Origin of the sequence: Agrococcus sp. ProA11, from assembly GCF_039880525.1 — a bacterium.
GTDB lineage: Bacteria > Actinomycetota > Actinomycetes > Actinomycetales > Microbacteriaceae > Agrococcus > Agrococcus chionoecetis.
Genome location: NZ_CP156989.1, coordinates 1,640,712 through 1,664,089, shown reverse-complemented (window position 1 = coordinate 1,664,089; position 23,378 = coordinate 1,640,712). Strand labels below are relative to the sequence as shown.

The 23,378-nt window shown below is 71.1% G+C and carries 18 protein-coding genes; 15 read left to right on the top strand and 3 right to left on the bottom strand.

Features of this window, described 5'->3' with window-relative positions; genetic code table 11:
- Positions 1–45: 45 nt before the first annotated feature.
- Both ABG090_RS08015 and ABG090_RS08010 read left to right on the top strand, forming a co-directional pair.
- Positions 46–3,450 carry a pyruvate carboxylase gene (locus ABG090_RS08015; protein WP_347753950.1) on the top strand — a complete coding sequence of 1,135 codons (3,405 nt, stop codon included), beginning with the start codon at positions 46–48 and terminating at the stop codon, positions 3,448–3,450.
- Positions 3,447–3,938 (top strand): peptide deformylase, encoded by a 492-nt coding sequence (locus ABG090_RS08010; protein WP_347753948.1) that lies wholly within the window; start codon positions 3,447–3,449, stop codon positions 3,936–3,938. Before ABG090_RS08015 ends, ABG090_RS08010 begins: the two co-directional genes overlap by 4 nt.
- A gap of 51 nt (positions 3,939–3,989) precedes the next feature.
- Here the strand turns inward: ABG090_RS08010 and ABG090_RS08005 are convergent, their stop codons facing one another.
- Entirely contained in the window at positions 3,990–5,825 is a 1,836-nt protein-coding gene (locus ABG090_RS08005) for a long-chain fatty acid--CoA ligase (protein ID WP_347753946.1), read from the bottom strand.
- Between the two features lie 141 nt (positions 5,826–5,966).
- On the opposite strand from ABG090_RS08005, the gene ABG090_RS08000 reads away from it, so the two are divergent.
- Both ABG090_RS08000 and ABG090_RS07995 read left to right on the top strand, forming a co-directional pair.
- Entirely contained in the window at positions 5,967–6,674 is a 708-nt protein-coding gene (locus ABG090_RS08000; RefSeq protein ID WP_347753945.1) for a lysophospholipid acyltransferase family protein, read from the top strand.
- A 64-nt stretch (positions 6,675–6,738) separates the two neighbouring features.
- Positions 6,739–8,136 carry a 3-deoxy-7-phosphoheptulonate synthase class II gene (locus ABG090_RS07995; protein ID WP_347753944.1) on the top strand — a complete coding sequence of 466 codons (1,398 nt, stop codon included), beginning with the start codon at positions 6,739–6,741 and terminating at the stop codon, positions 8,134–8,136.
- 16 nt (positions 8,137–8,152) lie between these two features.
- Here the strand turns inward: ABG090_RS07995 and pknB are convergent, their stop codons facing one another.
- Positions 8,153–10,063, bottom strand: coding sequence for a Stk1 family PASTA domain-containing Ser/Thr kinase (gene pknB / locus ABG090_RS07990; protein WP_347753942.1), 1,911 nt, complete (start codon positions 10,061–10,063; stop codon positions 8,153–8,155).
- Positions 10,064–10,141: 78 nt separating this feature from the next.
- On the opposite strand from pknB, the gene ABG090_RS07985 reads away from it, so the two are divergent.
- Entirely contained in the window at positions 10,142–10,504 is a 363-nt protein-coding gene (locus ABG090_RS07985; protein ID WP_347753940.1) for an Rv2175c family DNA-binding protein, read from the top strand.
- 30 nt (positions 10,505–10,534) lie between these two features.
- On the opposite strand, the gene ABG090_RS07980 is transcribed toward ABG090_RS07985, so the two are convergent.
- Positions 10,535–11,647, bottom strand: coding sequence for a polyprenyl synthetase family protein (locus tag ABG090_RS07980; protein WP_347753939.1), 1,113 nt, complete (start codon positions 11,645–11,647; stop codon positions 10,535–10,537).
- An 86-nt stretch (positions 11,648–11,733) separates the two neighbouring features.
- Between ABG090_RS07980 and ABG090_RS07975 the strand changes: the two genes are divergently transcribed.
- The 10 genes from ABG090_RS07975 (at position 11,734) to ftsW (ending at position 23,376) form a co-directional block, all read left to right on the top strand.
- The gene (locus tag ABG090_RS07975) at positions 11,734–12,114 is read left to right on the top strand and encodes a DUF3040 domain-containing protein (protein WP_347753937.1); all 381 of its coding nucleotides are present in this window, start codon (positions 11,734–11,736) and stop codon (positions 12,112–12,114) included.
- A 296-nt stretch (positions 12,115–12,410) separates the two neighbouring features.
- Complete coding sequence (mraZ, locus tag ABG090_RS07970) at positions 12,411–12,842, top strand: division/cell wall cluster transcriptional repressor MraZ (protein WP_347753936.1); 432 nt, start codon at positions 12,411–12,413, stop codon at positions 12,840–12,842.
- Positions 12,843–12,938: 96 nt separating this feature from the next.
- Positions 12,939–13,943 (top strand): 16S rRNA (cytosine(1402)-N(4))-methyltransferase RsmH, encoded by a 1,005-nt coding sequence (gene rsmH / locus ABG090_RS07965; protein WP_347753935.1) that lies wholly within the window; start codon positions 12,939–12,941, stop codon positions 13,941–13,943.
- On the top strand, positions 13,940–14,575 hold the full coding sequence (locus ABG090_RS07960) for a hypothetical protein (protein WP_347753933.1): 636 nt from the start codon (positions 13,940–13,942) through the stop codon (positions 14,573–14,575). Before rsmH ends, ABG090_RS07960 begins: the two co-directional genes overlap by 4 nt.
- Positions 14,576–14,685: 110 nt before the next feature.
- Positions 14,686–16,470, top strand: coding sequence for a penicillin-binding protein 2 (locus ABG090_RS07955; RefSeq protein ID WP_347753931.1), 1,785 nt, complete (start codon positions 14,686–14,688; stop codon positions 16,468–16,470).
- Between the two features lie 93 nt (positions 16,471–16,563).
- Positions 16,564–18,150, top strand: coding sequence for a UDP-N-acetylmuramoyl-L-alanyl-D-glutamate--2,6-diaminopimelate ligase (locus ABG090_RS07950; protein WP_347753929.1), 1,587 nt, complete (start codon positions 16,564–16,566; stop codon positions 18,148–18,150).
- A gap of 13 nt (positions 18,151–18,163) precedes the next feature.
- Complete coding sequence (gene murF, locus ABG090_RS07945) at positions 18,164–19,567, top strand: UDP-N-acetylmuramoyl-tripeptide--D-alanyl-D-alanine ligase (RefSeq protein WP_347753928.1); 1,404 nt, start codon at positions 18,164–18,166, stop codon at positions 19,565–19,567.
- Positions 19,567–20,655, top strand: a complete 1,089-nt coding sequence (gene mraY, locus ABG090_RS07940; RefSeq protein ID WP_347753926.1) for a phospho-N-acetylmuramoyl-pentapeptide-transferase — start codon at positions 19,567–19,569, stop codon at positions 20,653–20,655. The genes murF and mraY overlap by 1 nt, the downstream gene beginning before the upstream one ends.
- Positions 20,655–22,154 (top strand): UDP-N-acetylmuramoyl-L-alanine--D-glutamate ligase, encoded by a 1,500-nt coding sequence (gene murD, locus ABG090_RS07935; RefSeq protein ID WP_347753925.1) that lies wholly within the window; start codon positions 20,655–20,657, stop codon positions 22,152–22,154. Before mraY ends, murD begins: the two co-directional genes overlap by 1 nt.
- Positions 22,117–23,376: a putative lipid II flippase FtsW gene (ftsW, locus tag ABG090_RS07930; RefSeq protein WP_347753924.1), complete on the top strand. Its 1,260-nt coding sequence runs from the start codon at positions 22,117–22,119 to the stop codon at positions 23,374–23,376. Before murD ends, ftsW begins: the two co-directional genes overlap by 38 nt.
- Positions 23,377–23,378 lie beyond the last annotated feature (2 nt).

Sequence of the window (23,378 nt, the reverse complement as noted above, 5' to 3'; positions counted from 1 at the left end):
CACTACATTGGAGGCCAAGCGCGCCACACCTCGGAGGTATCCCTGATGTTCACGAAGCTGCTCGTCGCCAACCGCGGCGAGATCGCGATCCGCGCCTTCCGGGCGGCCAACGAACTCGGCGTGAAGACCGTCGCGGTCTACGCTCACGAGGACCGCAACTCGCTGCACTGCCAGAAGGCCGACGAGGCCTACCAGATCGGTGAACCGGGTCGCCCGGTGCGCGCCTACCTGACGGTGAGCGAGATCATCCGGGTCGCGCAGGACGCGGGAGCGGATGCCATCTACCCCGGCTACGGCTTCCTGAGCGAGAACCCGGAGCTGGCCACCGCGGCCGCCGCCGCCGGCATCACGTTCATCGGGCCCGGCCCGTCGGTGCTCGCGATGGCCGGCAACAAGGTGACCGCCAAGGAGCACGCGATCGCCGCCGGCGTCCCGGTGCTGCGCTCCACTCCGGCGACCAACGACCTCGACGTGCTGATCTCCGGTGCCGACGAGATCGGCTTCCCGGTCTTCTGCAAGGCGGTCGCCGGTGGCGGCGGGCGAGGGATGCGGCTGGTGCAGCGGCGCGAGGATCTCCGGGAGGCGCTCGAGGCCGCGATGCGCGAGGCGGACAGCGCCTTCGGCGACGACACGATGTTCATCGAGCAGGCGGTCGTGCGCCCCCGCCACATCGAGGTGCAGATCCTCGCCGACGCGACGGGTGAGACGGTGCACCTGTTTGAGCGCGACTGCTCGGTGCAGCGACGGCATCAGAAGGTGGTCGAGATCGCGCCGGCGCCGAACCTGAGCGACGAGCAGCGCGCGAACCTCTACCGGGATGCGGTGGCGTTCGCGAAGTCGATCGGCTACGTCAACGCCGGCACCGTCGAGTTCCTGCTCGACACCGCCGGCGAGCGAGCCGGCGAGCACGTGTTCATCGAGATGAACCCGCGCATCCAGGTGGAGCACACCGTCACGGAGGAGATCACCGACGTCGACCTGGTCGGCAGCCAGATCCGCATCGCCGCGGGGGAGACGCTGGCAGAGCTTGGCCTGCTGCAGGAGAGCATCGAGATGCACGGCGCCGCGCTGCAGTGCCGCGTGACGACCGAGAACCCCGCCGACGGCTTCCGTCCCGACACCGGGCGCATCACGGCCTACCGCTCGCCCGGCGGCGCGGGCGTCCGCCTCGACGGCGGCACGATCAATCCCGGCACCGAGGTCAGCCCGCACTTCGACTCGATGCTCGCGAAGGTCACCTGCCGCGGGCGCGACCTCGACACCGCGATCCGGCGCGCGCACCGCGCCGTGAGCGAGTTCCGCATCCGCGGCGTGGCCTCGAACATCCCGTTCCTGCTCAACCTGCTCGACAACCAGGAGTTCCGCGACGGCGACGTCTCGACGAACTTCATCGATGAGCACCCGGAGCTGACGCGCATCAACCCGCCGAAGGATCGCGCATCCAAGGTGCTGTCCTGGCTGGCCGACGTGACGGTCAACAAGCCGCACGGCTCGGCCGACGGTGCGATCAACCCGGCGATCAAGCTGCCGGCGATCGATCTCGACTCGCCCGAGCCGGACGGCGAGCGCCAGCGGCTGCTGGAGCTCGGCCCGGCGGGCTGGGCGAGCGCGCTGCGAGAGCGCACCTCGCTCGCGGTGACCGAGACGACGTTCCGCGACGCCCACCAGTCGCTGCTCGCGACCCGCGTGCGCACCGCCGACCTGGTCGCCGTCGCGCCGTACGTCGCGCGCATGACGCCGCGGCTGCTCTCGATGGAGGCGTGGGGCGGCGCCACGTACGACGTCGCGCTCCGCTTCCTGAGCGAGGATCCGTGGGAGCGCCTGGCGCGCCTGCGCGAGGCGATGCCCAACATTCCGCTGCAGATGCTGCTGCGCGGCCGCAACACGGTCGGCTACACGCCCTACCCGACCGAGGTGACGACGGCGTTCGTGCAGGAGGCGGCCGCGACCGGCATCGACGTCTTCCGCATCTTCGACGCGCTCAACGACGTGGATCAGATGCGCCCCGCGATCGATGCGGTGCTCGAGACCGGCACCTCGGTCGCGGAGGTGGCGCTGTGCTACTCCGGCGACCTGCTCGACCCGGCCGAGGACCTCTACACGCTCGACTACTACCTGCGCCTCGCCGAGCGCATCGTCGACGCCGGCGCGCACGTGCTGGCGATCAAGGACATGGCCGGCCTGCTGCGGGCGGGAGGGGCCTCGACCCTGGTCGCCGCGCTGCGCGAGCGCTTCGACCTGCCCGTGCACCTGCACACGCACGACACCGCCGGCGGCCAGCTCGCCACGCTGCTGGCCGCGTCGGCCGCGGGAGTCGACGCGGTGGACGTCGCGAGCGCGCCCATGGCGGGCACCACCAGCCAGCCCTCGTTCTCCGCGCTCGTCGCGGCCGTGGCGCACACCGAGCGCGACACGGGCATGTCGCTGGGTGCCGTGAGCGACCTCGAGCCCTACTGGGAGGCCGTGCGACGGCTGTACAAGCCGTTCGAGTCGGGCCTGCCAGGACCCACCGGCCGCGTCTACCACCACGAGATCCCCGGCGGCCAGCTCTCCAACCTGCGCCAGCAGGCGATCGCGCTCGGGATGGCCGACGACTTCGAGAAGATCGAGGACTGGTACGCGGCGGCGTCGCGCATCCTCGGTCGTCCCACCAAGGTCACGCCCTCCTCGAAGGTCGTCGGCGATCTGGCGCTGCAGCTCGTGGCGCAGAATGTCGACCCGGAGGAGTTCGAGCGCGACCCGCGCAAGTTCGACATCCCTGACTCCGTGATCGGATTCATGGCCGGCGAGCTCGGCGATCTGCCCGGCGGCTGGCCGGAGCCGTTCCGCTCGAAGGTGCTCGAGGGCCGCACCGTCGACATCTCCGTCACCCCGCTCGAGCCCGCGCAGGCCGAGCGCCTGCAGACGCCCGGCGCCGACCGGCAGCACGCGCTCAACGAGCTGCTGTTCCCCGGCCCCACGCAGGCGTTCGACGAGAGCCGCGAGCAGTACGGCGACCTCGGCGTCGTCGACACGATCGACTACCTCTACGGCATGCAGGCGGGGGAGGAGCACCAGGTCGGCATCGGCCGCGGCGTCACCCTCAACGTGGAGCTGGAGGCGGTGGGCGAGCCCGACGACGACGGCATGGTGACCGTCATGACGGTGCTCAACGGCCAGCTGCGTCCGGTCTACGTGCGCGACCGCAGCGTCACGGTCGACAAGCCGAAGGCCGAGAAGGCGGATGCGCAGGTGCCGGGTCAGGTCGCCGCGCCGTTCGCCGGTGCGGTCACCGTCAAGGTCTCCGAGGGCGACACGCTCGAGGCAGGCGACGCGGTGGCGACGATCGAGGCCATGAAGATGGAGGCCGCGATCACGACGCCCGTGGCTGGCACGGTGCAGCGACTCGCGCTCTCCGGCACGACGCCCGTCGAGGCTGGCGATCTCATCGTGGTGGTGCAGCCGGCGTGAGCGTCCGCGAGATCCGGATCTTCGGCGACCCGGTGCTGCGCGAGCGCGCCAGCCGGGTCGACCCCACGTCCGCCAGCACCGCAGCGCTCGTGCAGGACCTGCTCGACACCGTGCAGGTGCCGGGTCGCGCCGGCGTCGCCGGCTGTCAGATCGGCGTGGCGAAGGCGGCATTCGCCTACCTCGTCGACGGGGAGCTCGGCTACATCCTGAACCCGCGCATCGACGAGGTGCGGGGAGAGCCCGAGCTGGTCGACGAGGGCTGCCTGTCGGTGCCGGAGCTCGGCTTCCCCACGCCGCGCCACCCGTTCTGCCGTGTGATCGGCGTCGACACCGCGGGCGACGAAGTGGTGCTGGAGGGCGAGGGGCTCATGGCGCAGATGCTGCAGCACGAGATGGGTCACCTCGACGGCCGTCTCTACCTGCAGGCTCTCGACAAGGACATGCGTCGGGTCGCCATGGCGGAGGTCCGCAAGGCCGACTGGTACTGAACACGACGAAGGGGCCCCTGCGTCGGCAGGGGCCCCTTCGTGCTCAGCGCATCACTCGCCGACGTCGTGCGCGGTCGAGTTCGACGCGTAGATGTCCTCGATCTGCGAGGAGAAGTCCTGCAGGATGTTGTGCCGCTTGATCGACATCTTCGGCGTCAGGTGGCCGTTCGCCTCGACGAACTCCACCGGCAGGATCGCGAACCTGCGCACCGACTCCGCGCGCGAGACCTGCTTGTTGGCGCGCTGGATGGCGGATCGCACCTCGTCGATCACCGGCGGGAACGCCGCGGCCTCCTCCAACGACATCGAGGCGTCGTGGCCGTGGTTCTGCAACCAGGTGGCGAGCATGTCGGCGTCGAGCGTGATGAGGGCGGCGATGAACTTGCGCTGATCGCCGACGATGACCGGCTGACCGATGATCGTGTTCGAGCGGATCGGGTCCTCGAGCGTGTTCGGGGCGACGTTCTTGCCGCCGGCGGTGACGATGAGCTCCTTCTTGCGGCCCGTGATGGTGAGGTAGCCGTCCTCGTCGAGCTGACCGATGTCGCCGGTGTGGAACCAGCCGTCCTCGGTGAACGATTCCTTCGTGGCCGCGTCGTTCTGCCAGTAGCCGGGGAACACCGCGAAGCCCTTGCCCAGGATCTCGCCATCCTCCGCGATCTTCACGCCGTTGCCGGGCAGCGCGGGCCCGACCGTGCCGATCTTGAACTTCGAGGGCACGTTGACCGTCAGCGGTGCGGTGGTCTCGGTGAGCCCGTAGCCCTCCAGGATCTGGATGCCGAGCGAGCGGTAGAAGTGCGCCAGGAACGAGCCGAGCGGTGCGGAGCCGGAGACGGCGTACTTGACGTTGCCGCCAAGCGCGACGCGCAGTTTCTTCAGCACCAGCGCGTCGAGCACCGCGAAGCGCAGCTTGAGGCCCAGCGGCACCGAGCCGGCATCCAGCGCCTTGGAGTGCTCCACGGCGGCCTGCGCCGCGGCGCGGAAGATCTTGCCCTTGCCGCCCGCCTCGGCCTTCTGCTCGCTGGCGTTGTAGACCTTCTCGAACACGCGCGGCACCGCGAGGAAGAACGTGGGCTTGAAGGACGCCATCGACGGCAGCAGCTTCGTGGTGTCGCACTGGTGGCCGACGCGCACGCCGGAGGCGATGCCGAGCACCGAGATGAAGCGCGCGAACACGTGCGCCTGGGTGACGAACAGCAGGGTCGACGCGCCGGGAGAGACGACCTCGGCCATCTCGTGCTTCGCGTTGCGGCAGAGCTCGACGAAGTTGGAGTGGGTGAGGATCGTGCCCTTGGGGCGGCCGGTGGAGCCGGACGTGTAGATGAGGGTGGCGAGGTCGCTGCCGACATCCTTGCTGCGGCGACGCTCGATCTCCTCGTCGGAGACCTCGGCCCCCTGCTCGACGAGCCGGTCGAGGTCGCCGCGGTCGATGCGCCACACGTCGGTCACGTTCGGCAGGTCGCCGTGCGCCTCGTCGAAGCGCGCGAGCAGGTCGGCGTCCTCCAGGATGACGCGGTTGGCGCCGCTGTCGGAGAGGATCCACTGGATCTGCGACGGCGCCGAGGTCTCGTAGACCGGCACCATGTGCGCGCCGGCGTAGAAGAGCGCGAAGTCCACGAGCGAGAACTCGTAGCGCACCTTGCACATGAAGCCCACGCCGTCACCGGGCTGCACGCCCGCGGCGACGAAGCCCTTGGCGAGCGCGATGACCTGGCGGCGGAACTCCGCTGCGGAGATGTCGCGCCAGCCCTCGCCGTCCGGCACCGCGAAGAGCGGGGTGTCGGGCGTGGCCCGCACGGTGTCCTCGAGCAGGTCGGTGATGTTCGCGTCCGGGTCGGGTGCGACGACAGGAGGGATGACACCCTCGGGGGCGGTGAACTGAGGCACTTGGACTCCTTCGGCGGTCGTGCGTTGGCATCAGTCTACGGTCGGACGGCCGAGGATCTCTCACGGGCGTGCTCGTCCGTGCCCGGCATGTCGGTGCGGGTGAGCGGCCTGCCCTAGGCTCGACTGCCAAAGGAGGTGGCGATGATCTACTGGCTGCTGCGGCATTGGGTCGTCGGCCCCTACATGACCCGCGTGTTCCGGCCGTGGGTCGTCGGCCTGGACAACGTGCCCGAGCAGGGCGGCGCGATCATCGCCGGCAACCACCTCTCCGTCATCGACTCGTTCCTCATGCCGCTCGTGCTCCATCGGCGGGTGTACTTCCTCGCCAAGTCCGACTACTTCAACGGCAAGGGCGTCAAGGGCCGGCTCCTGCGCTGGTTCTTCCTGGCGGTCGGGCAGCTGCCGATGGATCGCTCCGGTGGCGAGAAGAGCTCGCAGAGCCTGAACGCGGCGCTCGAGCACCTGCAGGGCGGGCAGCTGATCGGGATCTACCCCGAGGGCACCCGCAGCCCCGACGGCAAGCTCTACCGCGGCCGCACGGGCGTGGCGCGCATGGTGCTCGACGCGCGAGTCCCGGTCATCCCGTGCGTCATGGTCGACACCGAGAAGATCATGCCCATCGGTCGTCGGCTCCCGCGCGTCGGACGGATCGGGATGATCTTCGGCGAGCCGATCGACTTCTCGCGCTACTACAACCTCGAGGGCGACCGCTTCGTGCTCCGCTCCATCACGGACGAGATCATGGTCACCATCAACCGGCTCTCCGACCAGGAGTACGTCGATGCCTATGCCTCGAGCGTGAAGGCTCGCGTCGAGGCGGAGCGCAAGGCGCTGGCCGACCGACGCTGACGCACGTGCGCGCCGGTAGACTGGAGCGTGGTGCAGAGCGCGCCGCGAGAGCATTGAGGCATGCATGACTGACGCGATCACGATCCCCGAACTCCTGGAGAGCGGCTTCGGCGAGCCCTCCGCGATCGAGCGGGGCCTGGATGCGTATCGCGCGCTGCCGGTCAAGCAGCAGCCGACGTGGCAGGACGAGGACGCCATCGAGCGGGTGCGCCGAGAGCTGCGCAGCGCGCCGCCGCTGGTGTTCGCCGGCGAGGTCGACATGCTGCGCGACCGGCTCGCGGCAGCCGCTCGCGGCGAGGCCTTCCTGCTGCAGGGCGGCGACTGCGCCGAGACCTTCGCGGGCGCCACGGCCGACAACATCCGCAACCGTGTCAAGACCATCCTGCAGATGGCGGTCGTGCTGACCTACGGCGCCGCCATGCCCGTCATCAAGATGGGCCGCATGGCCGGGCAGTTCGCCAAGCCCCGCTCGAGCGACAGCGAGACGCGCGGCGACCTCACGCTGCCGGCGTACCGCGGCGACATCGTCAACGGCTTCGACTTCACGCCGGAGTCGCGCGCGGCCGACCCGCAGCGCATCCTGCGCGGCTACCACATGGCCGCATCGACGCTGAACCTGGTTCGCGCGTTCACGCAGGGTGGCTTCGCCGACCTGCGCCAGGTGCACTCGTGGAACAAGGGCTTCGCCGAGAACCCCTCCTTCGCCCGCTACGAGGCGCTCGCCGGTGAGATCGACCGGGCGGTGCGCTTCATGGAGGCCGCCGGCGCCAACTTCGACGAGCTCAAGGGCGTCGAGTTCTTCACCGGGCACGAGGGCCTGCTGCTCGACTACGAGCGCCCCCTGACGCGCATCGACTCGCGCACGGGCCTGGCCTACAACACCTCCAGCCACTTCCAGTGGATCGGTGAGCGCACGCGCGAGCTCGATGGCGCGCACGTCGACTTCTTCTCGCGGGTGCGCAACCCCATCGGCATCAAGCTCGGACCGACGACGACGCCCGCCGACATGGAGGCGCTGGTCGACAAGCTCGATCCCGAGCGCGAGCCGGGCCGGCTGACGTTCATCACCCGCATGGGCGCCGGCAGGATCCGCGACGTGCTGCCGGGCCTGCTCGAGGCCTCGAAGTCGCTCGAGTCGACCCCGCTGTGGGTCACCGACCCCATGCACGGCAACGGCATCACCACCAAGAACGGCTACAAGTCGCGTCGCTTCGACGACGTGGTCGACGAGGTGCGCGGCTTCTTCGAGGCGCACAAGCAGGTCGGCACGTTCCCGGGCGGCATCCACGTCGAGCTCACGGGCGACGACGTGACCGAGTGCCTGGGCGGCTCCTCCGAGATCGACGAGATCGCCCTGGAGAGCCGCTACGAGTCGCTGTGCGACCCGCGCCTGAACCACATGCAGTCGCTGGAGCTCGCGTTCCTGGTCGCCGAGGAGCTGCGCGCCGCATCCCGTCCGTGACGGTGCGGCCGCGCGATCAGTAGGTCGCGTCGAGCGCCACGGTCGCGTTCTCCTCGACCGAGGTGCCGGGCTCGGTGCCCTGCGAGCGGATGTTCGAGCCGGGGAAGCTCCACAGCGGTTCCGGGATGTTCGTCTCGAGCTCCGGCACGAGTCCTGCGGCACGGAGCTCCTCGAGCGCCTCGGGGATGGGCTTGCCCACGACATCCGGCACCGTGACCATGCGCGGCCCGAGCGAGACGACGCCGGAGACGGTCTCGCCCGTGCGGATCAGCCCCTCCGGGATGCTCACGCGGATGAGGTGGCCCGTCGGCACCTCGGTGGAGTGCTCCTCGGCGCTGAAGTCGGCCTCGAGCCCCGCGGCCTCGAGGGCGGCCCGCGCGTCGTCGGCGGGCTGCCCCGCGGCCACCGGGATCGATCCGAGCGACACCCGCATCGCGATCGGCGAGCGCTCCTCGAGGGTCTCCAGCTGGCTGATGTCGGTGCCGTCGGCGTAGGCGGCGATGACCGTGCCGGCGGCCGAGTCGTGGAAGACCTCGTCGAGCTCGTCAGCGACCGTGAAGCCCGCGTCGGCGATGGCGGTGCGAGCCTCATCGACGGGTGTGCCGGCCACGGCCGGCAGCGGCAGCTGGCGACGGCCCGAGGAGAGCACGAGCTGCACGGGATCGCCTCTGCCGAGCACGGCGCCGGCGGCGGGGTCGGTGCGCAGCGCGCGCCCGACGGGGGTGTCGTAGTCGTGGTCGGTGACGACCTCGACCTCGTAGTCCTCCAGCAGCGCGAGCGCCGCCTGCTCGGTCTCGCCCGCGACCGGCGGCACCGTCACGTCGCCGCCGGGCCCGAGGTTGAACCACCAGCCGACCCCGGCGGCGAGCAGCGCGCCCAGCAGCACGAGGCCCAGCCACAGCATGCCGCGCCTGCGACGCACGGTCACTCGGCGCGTCAGCGCGGTCGTCGCGACGCCGTCGCCGGCGTCCTGCACGACCGCGGGCGCGGCGGCCATCGTGCGGCGCGGCTTCCTCGGCCGCTCGATCACGGTCGTCGAGCGGTCGTCCTCCGAGAGGAACGGCAGCGCCGTCGTCGGCACGTGCATGCCCCGCTCGCGGATCGCGTGCAGCTCTGCGAGCATCTCGCCCGCATCCGCCGGCCGCAGGTTCGCATCGCGCTGGGTCGCCCAGTGCACGAGGGAGTCGAGCGCCTCCGGGATGCCGCCGGCGACGCTCGACGGCAGCGGCACCTCGTCGTTCGCGTGCTGGTAGGCGATCTGCATCGGCTCGTCGCCCGTGAACGGCTGCGTGCCGGTGAGCATCTCGAACAGCATGATGCCGACCGCGTAGATGTCGCTGCGGGTGTCGGCGATGCCGCGCGTCACGAGCTCGGGGGAGAGGTACGCGATCGTGCCCAGCAGTGCCTTCCCGGTCGCGGTGTTCGCGCTCGCCGCGCGAGCCAGCCCGAAGTCGCCGATCTTGATGCGGCCGTCGTGGGCGAGCAGGATGTTCTCGGGCTTCAGGTCGCGGTGCACGATCCCGGCGCGGTGCGCCGCCGCGAGACCCGCGAGCACCGCCTCCAGCACGTCGAGCGACTGCTCGGCGGTGATGCGGCCGCGCTCGGCGAGCAGGTCGCGCAGCGTGATCGAGGGCACGAGCTCCATCACCAGCCAGGCCAGGTCGCCGTCCTCGCCCTGGTCGTAGGTGTTGACGACGTTCGGGTGCGCCAGCCGTGCCGCGGCCTTCGCCTCCTGGATGAAGCGCTCGCGGAACTCCGGGTCGTCGCCCAGATGCGGGTGCATGACCTTGACCGCCACCTTGCGGTCGAGTCGCAGGTCGAGCCCGATGTACACGCTCGCCATGCCGCCGCGCGCGATCCGATCGCCCACCTCGTAGCGACGGTCGATCGTCCGTCCGATGACGGGATCGCGGGAGTCGACGGGCACGCAGCGAGACTAGGCGCTGCGGGGCCGATCTGCGGTGCTCCACGCCGACCGGCTGCCGAGTCAAGGCATGATGGAGGGGTGACGCACGACCCACTGACCCAGGACACCGCCAACCCCGAGCCCGAGTGGCTCACCGTGCCCGACCTGGTCGAGATCCTCGGCCAGCCCGTTGGCCGCATCCACCGCCTGATCGAGGAGCATCGGCTTCCGGCGACGCGCAGGAACGGGCCGGTCCAGGTGCCGGCCGCGGTGCTGCGCGACGGCGAGCCCATGAGTGAGGTGCGGGGCACGCTGCTCGTGCTGCTCGATCTGGGGTTCACCGAGGAAGAGGCGATCGACTGGCTGATCGGCGAGGACGACGCGCTCGGTACGACGCCGCTCGCCGCGATGCGCCAGGGCCGCAAGGCCGAGGTCCGTCGCGCCGCGCAGCTGCAGGGCTAGCCTCGCTCGGGTTGCGGCTGCAGCGCCGGGCTAGCGGTCGCGCTTCGCGACCGTGTCGGCCAGTCGCTCGAGCTCGAGCACGGCCGCGCGCGACAGCTCCACCTCGTGCAGCGACTCGAGCGCTTCGCCGACCGCGCGGTCGATGAGCGCCTCGATGCGCTCCGGCGCCTCGGAGCGCTGGATGGCATCCTGCAGCAGCGCGATCTGGCGCTCGTCGAGCTCCCGGTCGCCGAGCAGCTCGTCGAGCATGGTGCGCACGCCGGAGGAGAGCCGCTGCCGCGCGATCTCGATCAGCACCGTGCGCTTGCCCTCGCGGAGATCGTCGCCGGCGGGCTTGCCCGTCACCTCCGGGTCGCCGAAGACCCCCAGCAGGTCGTCGCGCATCTGGAAGGCGACGCCGACCGGCAGCCCGTAGCCGGCGAGCGCGTCGAGCTGCGCGGGCGCGGCGCCCGCGAGCAGCGCGCCGAGGGTGAGCGGCGCCTCGACCGAGTACTTCGCCGACTTGTAGACCGCGACGGTGTGCGCACGGTCCAGCAGCGCGGTCGACTCCTGGCGGATCCACGCGGCCTCCTCGAGCACGTCGAGGTACTGCCCGAAGGTGACCTCCTCGCGCATGCGGCGGTAGGCGTCGTGCACCGCGTCGCCGTGCATCGCGCCGCGGCAGGCGAGCAGCATCCGGTCGTCCGCCCAGTTGAGCAGCAGATCGCCGACCAGCACCGCGGCATGCTCGCCCCAGGCGCCGGCCGTGCCGACCCATTCGCCGTCACGGTGCATCGCCTCGAGCGCGCGATGCATCGCCGGCTTGCCCCTGCGGGTGTCGGACTGGTCGATGATGTCGTCGTGCACGAGCGCCGCCGCGTGGAAGAGCTCCATCGCGGTCGCGATGCCGATCACGTCGGCCCACTCGGGATCCTGCTCCGTGCCGGCGGTGTGGGATGCGTCGGGCGCTGCGCCGCGGACGGCGCGCCAGCCCCAGAGCACGAAGGCGCTCCGCACCCGCTTGCCGCCCGAGACCATCTCGCGCACCAGGGCCAGCAGCGGCGCGGCATCGGCCGAGATCTCGCGCAGCGCGCGCTCGCGCTCGTCCAGGTAGGCGTGGATGGCGGCCTCGACGGCCAGGGCGAAGCGCTGCTGTGCTGACACAGGCACCATGCTATTGAGCCACATGCGATTGACAGCCGAACCACGTAGACTGAACAACCGCACCGGTTGACCGAAGGGGGTGCGAGATGGGCCTCTCAGAGCACGAGCAGCGATTGCTCGACGAGATGGAGCGCAATCTCTACAAGCACGAGGCAGACATCGTCAACACCTCGTCGGGTCCGCGCACCGTCGACTACACAAAGGTGGCCGTCGGGCTGCTCGGCGTCGTCGTCGGCCTGGTGCTCATCGTCGTCGGCGTCAGCATGAAGCTCGCCCTCATCGGCGTCGCCGGATTCGCGGTCGCCGTGGTGGGCGCGCTCTGGGCGCTCTCGGCCTCGCGGCCGGCCACCGGCGAGGAAGCAGCCGCTGGCGGGCAGGCGGCGAAGGGGCCGGCAGCGCCGAAGCAGTCGCAGAGCCTGATGGACCGTCTCTCGCAGGAGTGGGACGACCGCAACCAGCAGCGGTAGCCGCCACTCCACTTCGCTCCACACGAAGGGTCGACTCGAGCAGAGTCGGCCCTTTCTCGTTGCCGCAGCACAGTCCGCGCCCGACTCCCGGAGGGCGACGCAAGCGAGGCCACGCCCGCAGGGCATTCGCGCGCCCGCAACTCGGCAGAGTTCCTCCACCGAGTTTCTCCCGACGAATACAGGGAACACGCCGCAAATATGACGCAGTTCTCTGTCCGAGTGGCGGGAAGTGGAGTACGGTGGAGGAAATCGGCAGACGTCGGTGGATCTCTTGAGGCCGGACGAGAGGGGGCGATGTGTTCCTCGGCACCCATACGCCCAAGCTCGACGACAAGGGCCGCGTCATTCTCCCCGCCCGCTTCCGGCAGGAGCTCGAGGGCGGACTCGTGCTCACGCGCGGTCAGGAGCGCTGCGTCTACGTCTTCTCGATGCGCGAGTTCGAGCGCGTCCACGACCAGATCCGCCAGGCACCGCTCACCTCGGCCGGTGCGCGCGACTTCCTGCGACTCTTCCTCTCCGGCGCCTCCAGCGAGCAGCCCGACAGCCAGCACCGCGTGACGATCCCGGCGAACCTGCGCGACTACGCCGGCCTCGGCCGCGACCTCACGGTGATCGGTGCCGGCAGCCGCGCCGAGATCTGGGACACGCAGGCCTGGAACGACTACTACGCGGCAAAGGAAGCCGACTTCGCGAGCACGACGGAGGAGGTGATCCCCGGCATCTTCTGACTCGGCTCGTGACCCTCAGCTGGGCGCCGCGACACACCTTCCCCGGTGTCGCGTCGCGCGGATGGGGATCAGGAGCCGAGACGGGACGGGAACGACATGGACGCATCCGCACTCCACACCCCGGTCATGCTCGAGCGCACGCTCAAGCTGCTAGCACCCGCCATCGACACGGCGGTCGCCGCCGGTCGTACCCCCGTCGTCGTCGACGGCACCCTCGGCATGGGCGGCCACACCGAGGCGATGCTCGCCGCGCACCCGACCCTGGTGGTCGCCGGCATCGACCGCGACCCGGACGCCATCCGGCTCGCCGGCGCGCGGCTCGCTCGCTTCGGCGACCGGTTCCGCCCGGTCGAGACCACCTACGACCGCATCGACCTCGCCGTCGCTGCCGCCAGCGTCGACGCCGCGGACGGGATCCTGCTCGACCTCGGCGTCTCCAGCCTGCAGCTCGACGCCGCCGACCGAGGCTTCGCCTACGCCAAGGATGCGCCGCTCGACATGCGCATGGGCCAGGCGGGCGACGTGACCGCCGCCTCGATCCTCGCCGAGCGCAGCGATCGCGAGCTCTCCCGGCTGTTCAAGGTCTACGGCGACGAGAAGCTCGCCGACCGCTACGCCCGGGCGATCGTCGCCGCGCGCGCCGAGGCGCCCATCGAGACCTCGGCGCAGCTGGTCGACATCCTGCAGGCCGCGACGCCGCGCGCGCTCGCCAACCAGGGGCACCCGGCGAAGCGCGTCTTCCAGGCGCTGCGCATCGAGGTCAACCAGGAGCTCGCGATCCTCGAGCGCACGATGCCCGCGGCGATCGACGCGCTCGCGGTCGGCGGGCGCCTGGTCGTGCTCGCCTACCAGTCGCTCGAGGATCGCATCGTCAAGCGCGCGCTGCAGGCCGCGGCCAGCTCGACCTCGCCCCGCGACCTGCCGGTCGAGCTGCCCGAGCACGCCCCGCACCTGACCCTGCTCGTGCGCGGCGCCGAGCTCGCCGATGAGGCGGAGCGCGCCGCCAACCCGCGCTCCACGCCCGTGCGGCTGCGCGCCGCCGAGCGCATCCGACCCGCAGCATCGCACCCCTCCAGCCAGAACCGAAGGAAGCAGCCATGAGCACCGTCGCCATCGCCAGCATCCAGGCCGCGCCCCAGCCGCAGCACCAGCCGACGCGCGAGCGCCACCTCAGGGCGGTCGCGGCGCCGAGCGTGCGGCGCGCGCCGCGGCTCGTGCACGGCGTGCTCGCGCTGGCGGGGCTCACCGGCATCGTCATCGTGCAGCTCGGGCTCACCGTGGTGATCAGCGAGGGTGCCTACACGCTCTCGGCGCTGCAGGGGGAGTCGAGCGCGCTCGCGCGCACCGAGCAGTCGCTCGCCGAGGATGTCGCGGTGCTGTCATCGCCGCAGCACGTGGCGGTCGCGGCGGACGAGTTGGGGATGCTCGCCGGCCAGCCCTCCCAGTTCCTGACCCTCTCCGGCGTCGCCACCGCCGGCGGCCCGGATGCGCTGCACATGCAGGCACCGGCCCTGGATCAGTTCGGCATGTACGTGCCGAACGCGCTCCTCGAGACGCAGCCGCAGGCCGCGGCCGTCGTGCAGGAGGTCGCGGCCGCCGCCGTGCGTCCGCACCCCGGCATGCTGCTGCCGGCGGGCGAGGTCGCGACCCCGGCAGCGCCCGCGCCGGCCCCGGCCGAGACCGTCGAGCAGGCGGCGCCCGGCACGCTGCTGCCGACCGCCGCGGCGGAGTGAGGGCGTGGCGGCGCCGATGATGGCTCGCCGGTGGATACCGTGCCCTGGACCGCGGTCGCGGTCATGATCGACGACGACTCGCGGCGCGAGAGATGGCAGGGGTGACGGTGGTGAGCAAGCGGAAGCGATCCCGCACCGCGGTGCGCACGGCGATGGTCGCGATCCTGACCTTCGCGCTGCTGGCGACGTTCATGGTGCGCCTGGCAGACATCCAGCTCGTCCGCGCCGAGGCGCTCAACGACGAGGCGGATGGGCGCCGCGGGGTCTCGCAGACCCTGTTCGGCACGCGCGGACAGATCGTGGACGCGTCCGGCAGCGTGCTCGCCGAGAGCGTCGACCGCTGGGACCTCACGGTGTCGCCGCGCTACACGCGCGATCTCCAGCCCGGCGTCGACGGCGTGGATGAGACGCTCACCGTCGGCGACGCGCTCATCCGCATCGCCGGCATCACCGGCGACGACCCCCACGACCTGCAGGCGCAGATCTATGCGGAGCTCGATCGCAACCCCGACTCGGACTACATGATGCTCACGACGGGGCTGGATGTGCGGCAGTACGAGGCGGTGCGCGACCTCGGCATCCCGTGGGTCTACCTGCGCCTCAACCCGCAGCGCGTCTACCCGTCGGGCGCCGTCGCCGGCAACCTGGTCGGCTTCATGGGCACCGACGACCCGCTCGCGGGCGTCGAGCGCAGCCAGGACGCCTGCCTCGCCGCGGAGTCGGGCTCGCGCACCTTCGACCGCTCGGCCGACGGCACCCCGATCCCCGGATCGGTGCTCACCGACCCCGCGGTCGACGGCGGCACGGTGGAGCTCACGATCGACGCCGACGTGCAGTACCAGGTGCAGCAGCTCACGGCGCAGTACACCTCGCAGCTGCGCGCGCGCAGCGGCACGACCGTCATCATGCGCACCGACGGCAGCGTGGTCGCCGTCGCCGAGTCGCCCACCGTGGACCCGAACGACCCGACGGCCGCAGCGAGCCGTGACCGCGGCTCGCGGGCGTTCACCGCTGCCTACGAGCCCGGCTCCATCTTCAAGACCTTCGCCTGGGCGGCGATGCTGGATCTCGGGCTGATCGAGCGCACGCAGGAGCTGAGCGTGCCATGGGTGTACGAGGCCGGTGGCGCGCGCGTGCGCGACGCGCACTCGCACCCGGTCGAGCAGTGGACGGCCGCGGGCATCCTCGTCAACTCCTCCAACTCGGGCATGTCGCGGCTGGCGGAGACCATGGACCGCGTCGACTACTACGACTACCTCGACCGGTTCGGCTTCGGCGAGCGCACCGAGGTCGGCTTCGCGGGCGAGCAGGCGGGCGTCGTGCACGACCCGACCGGGCTCGACCCGCAGACCAGCCTCACATCGCTGTTCGGGCAGGGCATCGCGGCGACGCCGATGCAGCTGGCGTCGGCCTACCAGGCGATGGCGAACGGCGGCGTGCGGCTGCCGGTGCAGCTGATCGCGGGATGCACGAGCGCCGATGGCGAGGTCACCCAGCCGGAGCAGGCCCAGGGCGAGCGCGTCGTCAGCCAGCAGACCGCGACGCAGACGCTCGAGGTGCTGGAGCACGTGGTCACCGACTACGGCTACGACACCTTCCCGATCGAGGGCTACCGGATCGCGGCGAAGACGGGCACCGCGCAGATGGCGTACGAGAACGGCAGCGGCTACGACCCCAGCCGCATGATGATCTCGGTGGCGGGCGTCTTCCCGGTCGACGATCCCGAATTCGTGATCGTCACGCTGTACGACAGCCCGCAGACCGAGCGCACCAGCGCGGGGGCGATCCCCGCCTTCCACGATATGGTGAACCTTCTGATCCGCCAGTACGACATCCCTCCGAGCACGACGCCAGCATCGAACGTGCCGCTGGAGTGGACAGCGGATCAGCCCTAGACACCGATCGGCAGACAGGGTGATGGACGACACATGCCGAGCGGCATCTGCCGACCGCGACCTGCCGGCCGACACATGGAGGAGAAGATGTCCGTGGCGGGCGTGACCCCGAGGATCCTGCGACCCGAGCATCCCGCACCCCGGCCCCTTGCGGGCCTCGTGGAGGAGTTCGGCCTCGACGTCGGCGGAGACCTGGATGGCATCGAGGTCTCCGGGATCACGAACGACTCCTCCGACGTGCAGCCGGGCGACCTGTTCGCGGCGCTGCCGGGCGCGAAGCGGCACGGCGCGGAGTTCGCCGGTGCCGCGATCGAGCGGGGAGCCAGCGCGGTCGTCACCGACGCCGCCGGCGCCGCGCTGCTCGAGACCGCCACGCCCGTGATCGTGGTCGACGACCCGCGTGCCGCGCTCGGCGAGATCGCGGCCTGGGTCTACCGCACCAGCGAGCAGCCGCCGAAGCTCTTCGGCATCACCGGCACGAACGGCAAGACGTCGACCTCGTTCATGCTCGAGGGGCTGCTGGCCGATCTCGGCTTCGTCACCGGGCTCTCCACCACCGCCGAGCGCCACGTCGGCGATCTCGTCGTCACATCCAAGCTGACGACGCCGGAGGCGAGCGAGCTGCACGCGCTGCTGGCGCGCATGCAGGAGGCAGGGGTCCGCGCCGCCGTGCTCGAGGTGAGCGCGCAGGCCATCGAGCGCCATCGGGTCGACGGTGTGCTCTTCGACGTGGTGGGGTTCACGAACCTCAGCCACGATCACCTCGACGACTACGGCACGATGGAGGCGTACTTCGACGTCAAGCTCGCGCTCTTCAGCCCCGACCGCGCGGTGCGCGGCGTCGTGTGCGTCGACACCGACTGGGGTGCGCGGATCGCGGAGCGCAGCCGCATCCCCGTCACGACCGTCACGAGCGACCCCGAGCGATCCGCCGACTGGCGCATCGACATCTGGGAGGAGACGCCCGTCTCGACCTCGTTCACGCTCACGGGCATCGACGGCGGCGCCATCGAGGTGCAGGTGCCGTTCATCGGCCGCCACATGGCGGTGGATGCGGCGATCGCCATCCTCATGCTGGTCGAGGACGGCTTCGAGCTCGAGGCCATCGCCGAGACGATCGACCGCGGCATGCGCAACACGCTGCCGGGGCGCATCGAGCGCGTCTCCGGCGCGGAGGGCCCCGCGGTCTTCGTCGACTACGGGCACAGTCCTGACGCCTTCGAGCAGACGCTGACGGCGCTGCGCCGCGTCACCGAGGGCCGACTCATCATGCTCTTCGGGGCGGACGGCGACCGCGACGCCACGAAGCGGGCCGACATGGGTCGCATCGCGGCCGAGCTCGCCGACGTGGTGATCGTCACCGACTTCAACCCGCGCTCCGAGGATGCCGCCACGATCCGCGCGCAGGTGATCCAGGGCGCCCGCGCGGCCGCCGGTGACAAGCCCGTGCTCGAGTCGTCGCCGGAGGAGGCTGCCATCCGGCAGGCGCTCGAGCTGGCCGAGCCGGGCGACACCGTGCTGTGGGCCGGGCCCGGCGATGCCGACTACCGCGAGGTCGCGGGCGTGCGCCAGCCGTTCGTGGCGCGCGACGAGGCGAGGCTCGCACTGCACGAGGCCGGCTGGTCGACCGACGCCGACCGGCGCCGCGACCAGGACTCCCCGTTCGGGGACAAGCGCTGATGGGCGGCTGCTGATGCTGCGGATGCGCGCGAGCGAGATCGCGTCGGCCGTCGACGGTGCGCTCCACGGCGAGGACGTGCTGGTGACGGGTTCCGTCGAGACCGACTCGCGGCTCGTGAGCGCCGGCGGCGTCTTCTTCGCCATGCCCGGCGAGGCGACCGATGGGCACCGCTTCATCGACGCGGCCATCGCGCAGGGGGCGGCGCTCATCGTCGCCGAGCGCCCGCTCGACCAGGATGTGCCGCACGTGCTCGTCGCGGAGGGCGTCGTGGCGCTCGGCGCGCTCGCCGCCGCCGTCATCCGCCGGGTGCGCGAGCCCGGGTCGCTCACCGTCGTGGGTGTCACGGGCTCGAACGGCAAGACCACCACCAAGAACATGCTGCAGTCGATCCTGGAGCAGCACGGGCCGACCGTCACGCCCGTCAAGTCGTTCAACAACGAGGTCGGCGCGCCGATGACGATGCTCCGCATCGACGAGTCGACGCGCTACCTGGTGCTGGAGATGGGCGCGAGCGTCGAGGGCGACATCGCTCGACTGACGGCCATGTCGCATCCGGATGTCGGGGTCGTGCTCAAGGTCGGGCTCGCGCACGCCGGCGAGTTCGGCGGCATCGAGACGACCACGCGCGCCAAGACCGAGATGGTGCGCGACCTGTCGGAGGACGGCATCGCCGTGCTCAACCGCGACGACGAGCGGGTGCGCGGCATGGCCCGGGCGACGCGCGCCCGGATCGCCTGGTTCGGCACCGAGCCGGGGCCGGTCGACGCGCCGAGCACCCTCTGGGCCGACGGTGTCGACTCCACGCTCCAGGGCACGGTCGCCACGATCCATCGGGGCGAGGAGTCCTGGCCGCTGCGCATGCGGATCCTCGGCGAGCACCACGTCATGAACGCGCTGGCAGCGCTCACGGTCGCGGACGCGCTCGGCATCCCGCTGGCTCCGGCGATCGAGACGCTCGCCGGCATGCAGCGCGCCGAGCGCGGCCGCATGGAGCTGCTCGAGCCCGGCGGTGGCATCACCGTCATCAACGACGCCTACAACGCCAGCCCGGATTCGACCGCGGCGGCGCTGCGCTCGCTCGCGCACATGACGCGGCAGGCCGGCCGCCGCTCCGTCGCCGTGCTCGGCGAGATGGCCGAGCTGGGCCCGCACGCGGTCGAGGAGCACGATCGCCTCGGACGCCAGGCGGTGCGGCTGCGCATCGACCGGCTCGTGGTGGTCGGCGCCGGCGCCAAGGCGATCCACGACGCCGCAGAGCTCGAATCGTCCTTCGGCCAGGAGACCACCTGGGTCGCGACCGCCGACGAGGCCGAGGCGCTGCTGCGCGGCGAGCTGCGCGAGGGCGACGTCGTACTCTTCAAGTCATCGAACGTGTCGGGGCTCCAGGCCCTGGCGGAGCGGATCGGGGGCCTCTGATGCTCGTACTGCTGGCATCCGCAGGCATCGCGCTGCTCGTCTCGCTGCTCGCGACACCGCTGTTCATCCGCGGCTTCGCGCGCATCGGCTGGGGACAGTTCATCCGCGACGACGGCCCGCAGTCGCACCACGTGAAGCGCGGCACGCCCACGATGGGCGGCCTCATCTTCATCGTGGCGACCCTGCTGGGCTACTTCGGCGGCAAGCTGCTCGGGCAGGACGCGCCCACGCAGCCGGCACTGCTCATCCTGCTGCTGATGGTCGGCATGGGCGCAGTCGGCTTCGTCGACGACTTCCTGAAGATCTCCAACCAGCGCTCGCTCGGCCTCGGCGGCTGGGCGAAGATCGCCGGACAGGTCGTGGTGTCGGTGGTGTTCGGCGCGCTCGCGATCACGCAGTCCTACCGCGGTGGGGAGCGCACGGTCGTGAACCCGGCGATCTCCGGCCTGCGCGACATCGCCTGGCTCGACTTCACCGCCTGGGGCGCGCTCGGCGGGATCCTCTTCGTGGTCTGGATCCTGATCATGAACGTCTCGGCGTCGAACGCCGTGAACGTCACGGACGGGTTGGACGGCCTCGCCACCGGTGCCGTCATCCTGTCGACGATGGGCTTCGCGTTCGTGGCCTTCTGGCAGTTCAACCAGTCGTGCTTCACCGCCGACGCCGGCCCCGGCTGCTACGACGTGCTGCAGCCGCTGGACGTGGCGACGCTCGCGGCGACGGTCGTCGCGGCGCTCATCGGCTTCCTGTGGTGGAACACCAGCCCGGCGCAGATCTTCATGGGCGACGTCGGCTCGCTCGCCCTCGGCGGCGCCCTCGCTGGCTTCGCGATCATGACCGACACGCACCTGCTGCTCATCCTCATGGCGGGCCTGCCCATCATCGTCACCGGCAGCGTCATCGTGCAGCGCGCCTACTTCAAGGCGACGGGCGGCAAGCGCGTGTTCCTCATGACCCCGCTGCACCACCACTTCGAGCTCAAGGGCTGGGCGGAGGTGACGATCGTGGTGCGCTTCTGGATCGTCGCCGGCCTGTTCGTCGCCTCCGGCCTGGGCCTGTTCTACTTCGAGTGGGCGCTGCGCAGCTGATGGATCGACTCGAGAGCCTCACTTCCTGGCACGCCGACTGGACGGGCCTGCGCGTCGCGGTGCTCGGCCTCGGCGTCACCGGCTTCGCCGCCGCCGACACGCTCGCGGAGCTGGGCGCCGCGGTGACCGTGGTCGCCGAAGCGGTCGACGACGAACGTCGCACGATCCTCGACGTGCTCGCGGTCCCCGTCGTCGAGGCTGGAGCCGCAGAGCTGCCAGAGGCGATCACCGAGGCGGAGGTCGTGGTCGCCTCGCCCGGCCTGCGCCCGGATCACCCGTGGCTCGCCGCCGCCGCAGCGCGCGGCATCGCGGTCTGGGGCGACATCGAGCTCGCCTGGCGCGTGCGCGACAAGGTCGCCGCCGCCGAGTGGATCCTGGTCACCGGCACGAACGGCAAGACCACCACGACGCAGCTCACCGCGCACATGCTGCGCGAGGCCGGCTTCCGCGTCGCGCCGGTCGGCAACATCGGCACGCCGGTGCTCGACGCGGTGCGCGACCCGGCCGGCTTCGACGTGCTGGTGGTCGAGCTCTCGAGCTTCCAGCTGCACGCCATCGCCGGCGCGGGCGCCGGCGCGCTCTGGCCGCACTCCGCCGCGGTGCTGAACATCGACGACGACCACATCGACTGGCACGGCTCCGCTGCCGCGTACCGGGCGGCGAAGGCGAAGGTCTACGCGAACGCCCGCGTCGCCGCGGTCTACAACGGTGACGACGCCGTCACGATGCACATGGTGGAGGACGCGGAGGTGGTGGAGGGCTGCCGCGCCATCGGCTTCTCCCTCGGCGTCCCCGGTCCGAGCGACCTCGGGATGGTCGAGGACGTGCTCGTCGACCGGGCATTCCTCGATGCGCGGCACACGCAGGCGCTCGAGCTCGCGAGCCTCGCCGACCTCGAGCCCGCGGGGCTCCGCTCGCCGCACATGACGCGCAACGTGCTCGCGGCGGCGGCACTCGCCCGCGCGTTCGGTGCCGAGCCCGCGCACGTGCGGGACGCGATCCGCTCCTTCTCGCTCGACCGCCACCGCACCGAGCTCGTCGCCGAGCAGGGCGGCGTGCGCTTCGTCGACGACTCCAAGGCCACGAACCCGCACGCGGCCGAGGGCAGCCTGAGCGCGTTCGACCGCGTGGTGTGGATCGTCGGCGGGCTCTTCAAGGGCGCCGACGTCGCGCCGCTGGTCGAGCGGCACGCGTCGCGCATCGTCGCTGCCGTGGCGATCGGCGTCGACCGCGGCCCCGTGCGCGAGGCGTTCGCGCGACACGCGCCCGGCATCCCGCTGGTCGAGGTCGACACGGCGGACACTGGTGCGGTGATGCGACTGGCCCTGGAGGCGGCCGCATCGCACGCCGCGCCCGGCGTGACGGTCCTGCTGGCGCCGGCGGCGGCATCCATGGACCAGTTCAAGGACTACGCGGAGCGCGGCGATCGATTCGCCGACGCGGTCCGGGAGAGGGGAGCCCATGGCCACGACGACGGCACCCCGACCCAGCGCGCCTGACCGACCCAGCGCCGCTGAGCTCCACGTCGGGCGCGCGGAGCGGATGGGCAGGCGCGCGCTGGTGCGCGTGCGCTCCATCTTCGGCGCCCCGACGCTCAATGCCGCGCTGCTCATGGGCACGACGCTCTTCCTGGTCGTCTTCGGGCTGATCATGGTGCTCTCCTCCTCGTCGGTCGAGAGCTACGTCGCGAACAACTCGTTCTTCACCGACTTCGTGAAGCAGGCCGCGTTCGCGTCGATCGGCATCGTGCTGATGCTGATCGCCTCGCGCATGCCCGCCAGCACCTGGCAGCGCGTCGCCTGGGCCGCGATCATGCTGGGCATCGCGCTGCAGATACTGGTCTTCACCCCGCTCGGCTTCGGCGCGAACGGCAACCGCAACTGGATCGGCATCGGTGGCTTCTCGCTGCAGCCGTCGGAGTTCGTCAAGGTCGCGCTGTGCGTGTGGCTGGCGATGATCATGACGCGCAAGCAGAAGCACATCGACAGCTTCTGGCAGGCGTGGATCCCGGCGGCTCCCGTCGCGGGCCTCTCCATCGGCCTCGTGCTGCTCGGCAGCGACCTCGGCACCGTGGTGATCATGGTGGCGCTCGCCTTCGGCGCGCTGTGGTTCGCCGGCGTGCGATGGTGGCACCTGCTGCTGCCGGTCGCGGGTCTCGTCGTGCTCGCCGTGCCGGTGGTGCTCTCGAGCCCCTCGCGCGTGCGCCGCATCAGCGCCTTCGTGCAGGGCTGCACGGACGCCGACTACTACTCCGGCTGCTGGCAGCAGCTGCACGGCACGTGGGCGCTGTCGGCCGGCGGCCTCTTCGGCGTAGGGCTCGGCAACTCGCGCGCGAAGTGGTCCTGGCTCCCGGAAGCCGACAACGACTACATCTACGCGATCATCGGCGAGGAGCTGGGGCTGCTGGGCGCCGTCGTCGTGCTCGCGCTGTTCGCGCTGCTGGCGTGGACGCTGCTGCGCATCGTGCGCCAGGCGCGCTCGCAGATGACGCGCGTCGTCACCGGCGCCGCCATGGTCTGGCTGGTCGGCCAAGCACTGGTCAACATCGGGGTCGTGCTCGGCCTGCTGCCGGTGCTCGGCGTGCCGCTCCCGTTCATCTCCTCCGGCGGCTCGCAGCTCATCGCCGCGCTGCTCATCGTCGGCATCGTCCTCTCGCTCGAGCGGGTCGACAATCCCAAGGTCAGGGGCGAGAGACCCGCGACCGCTGCGATGAAGGACTGACG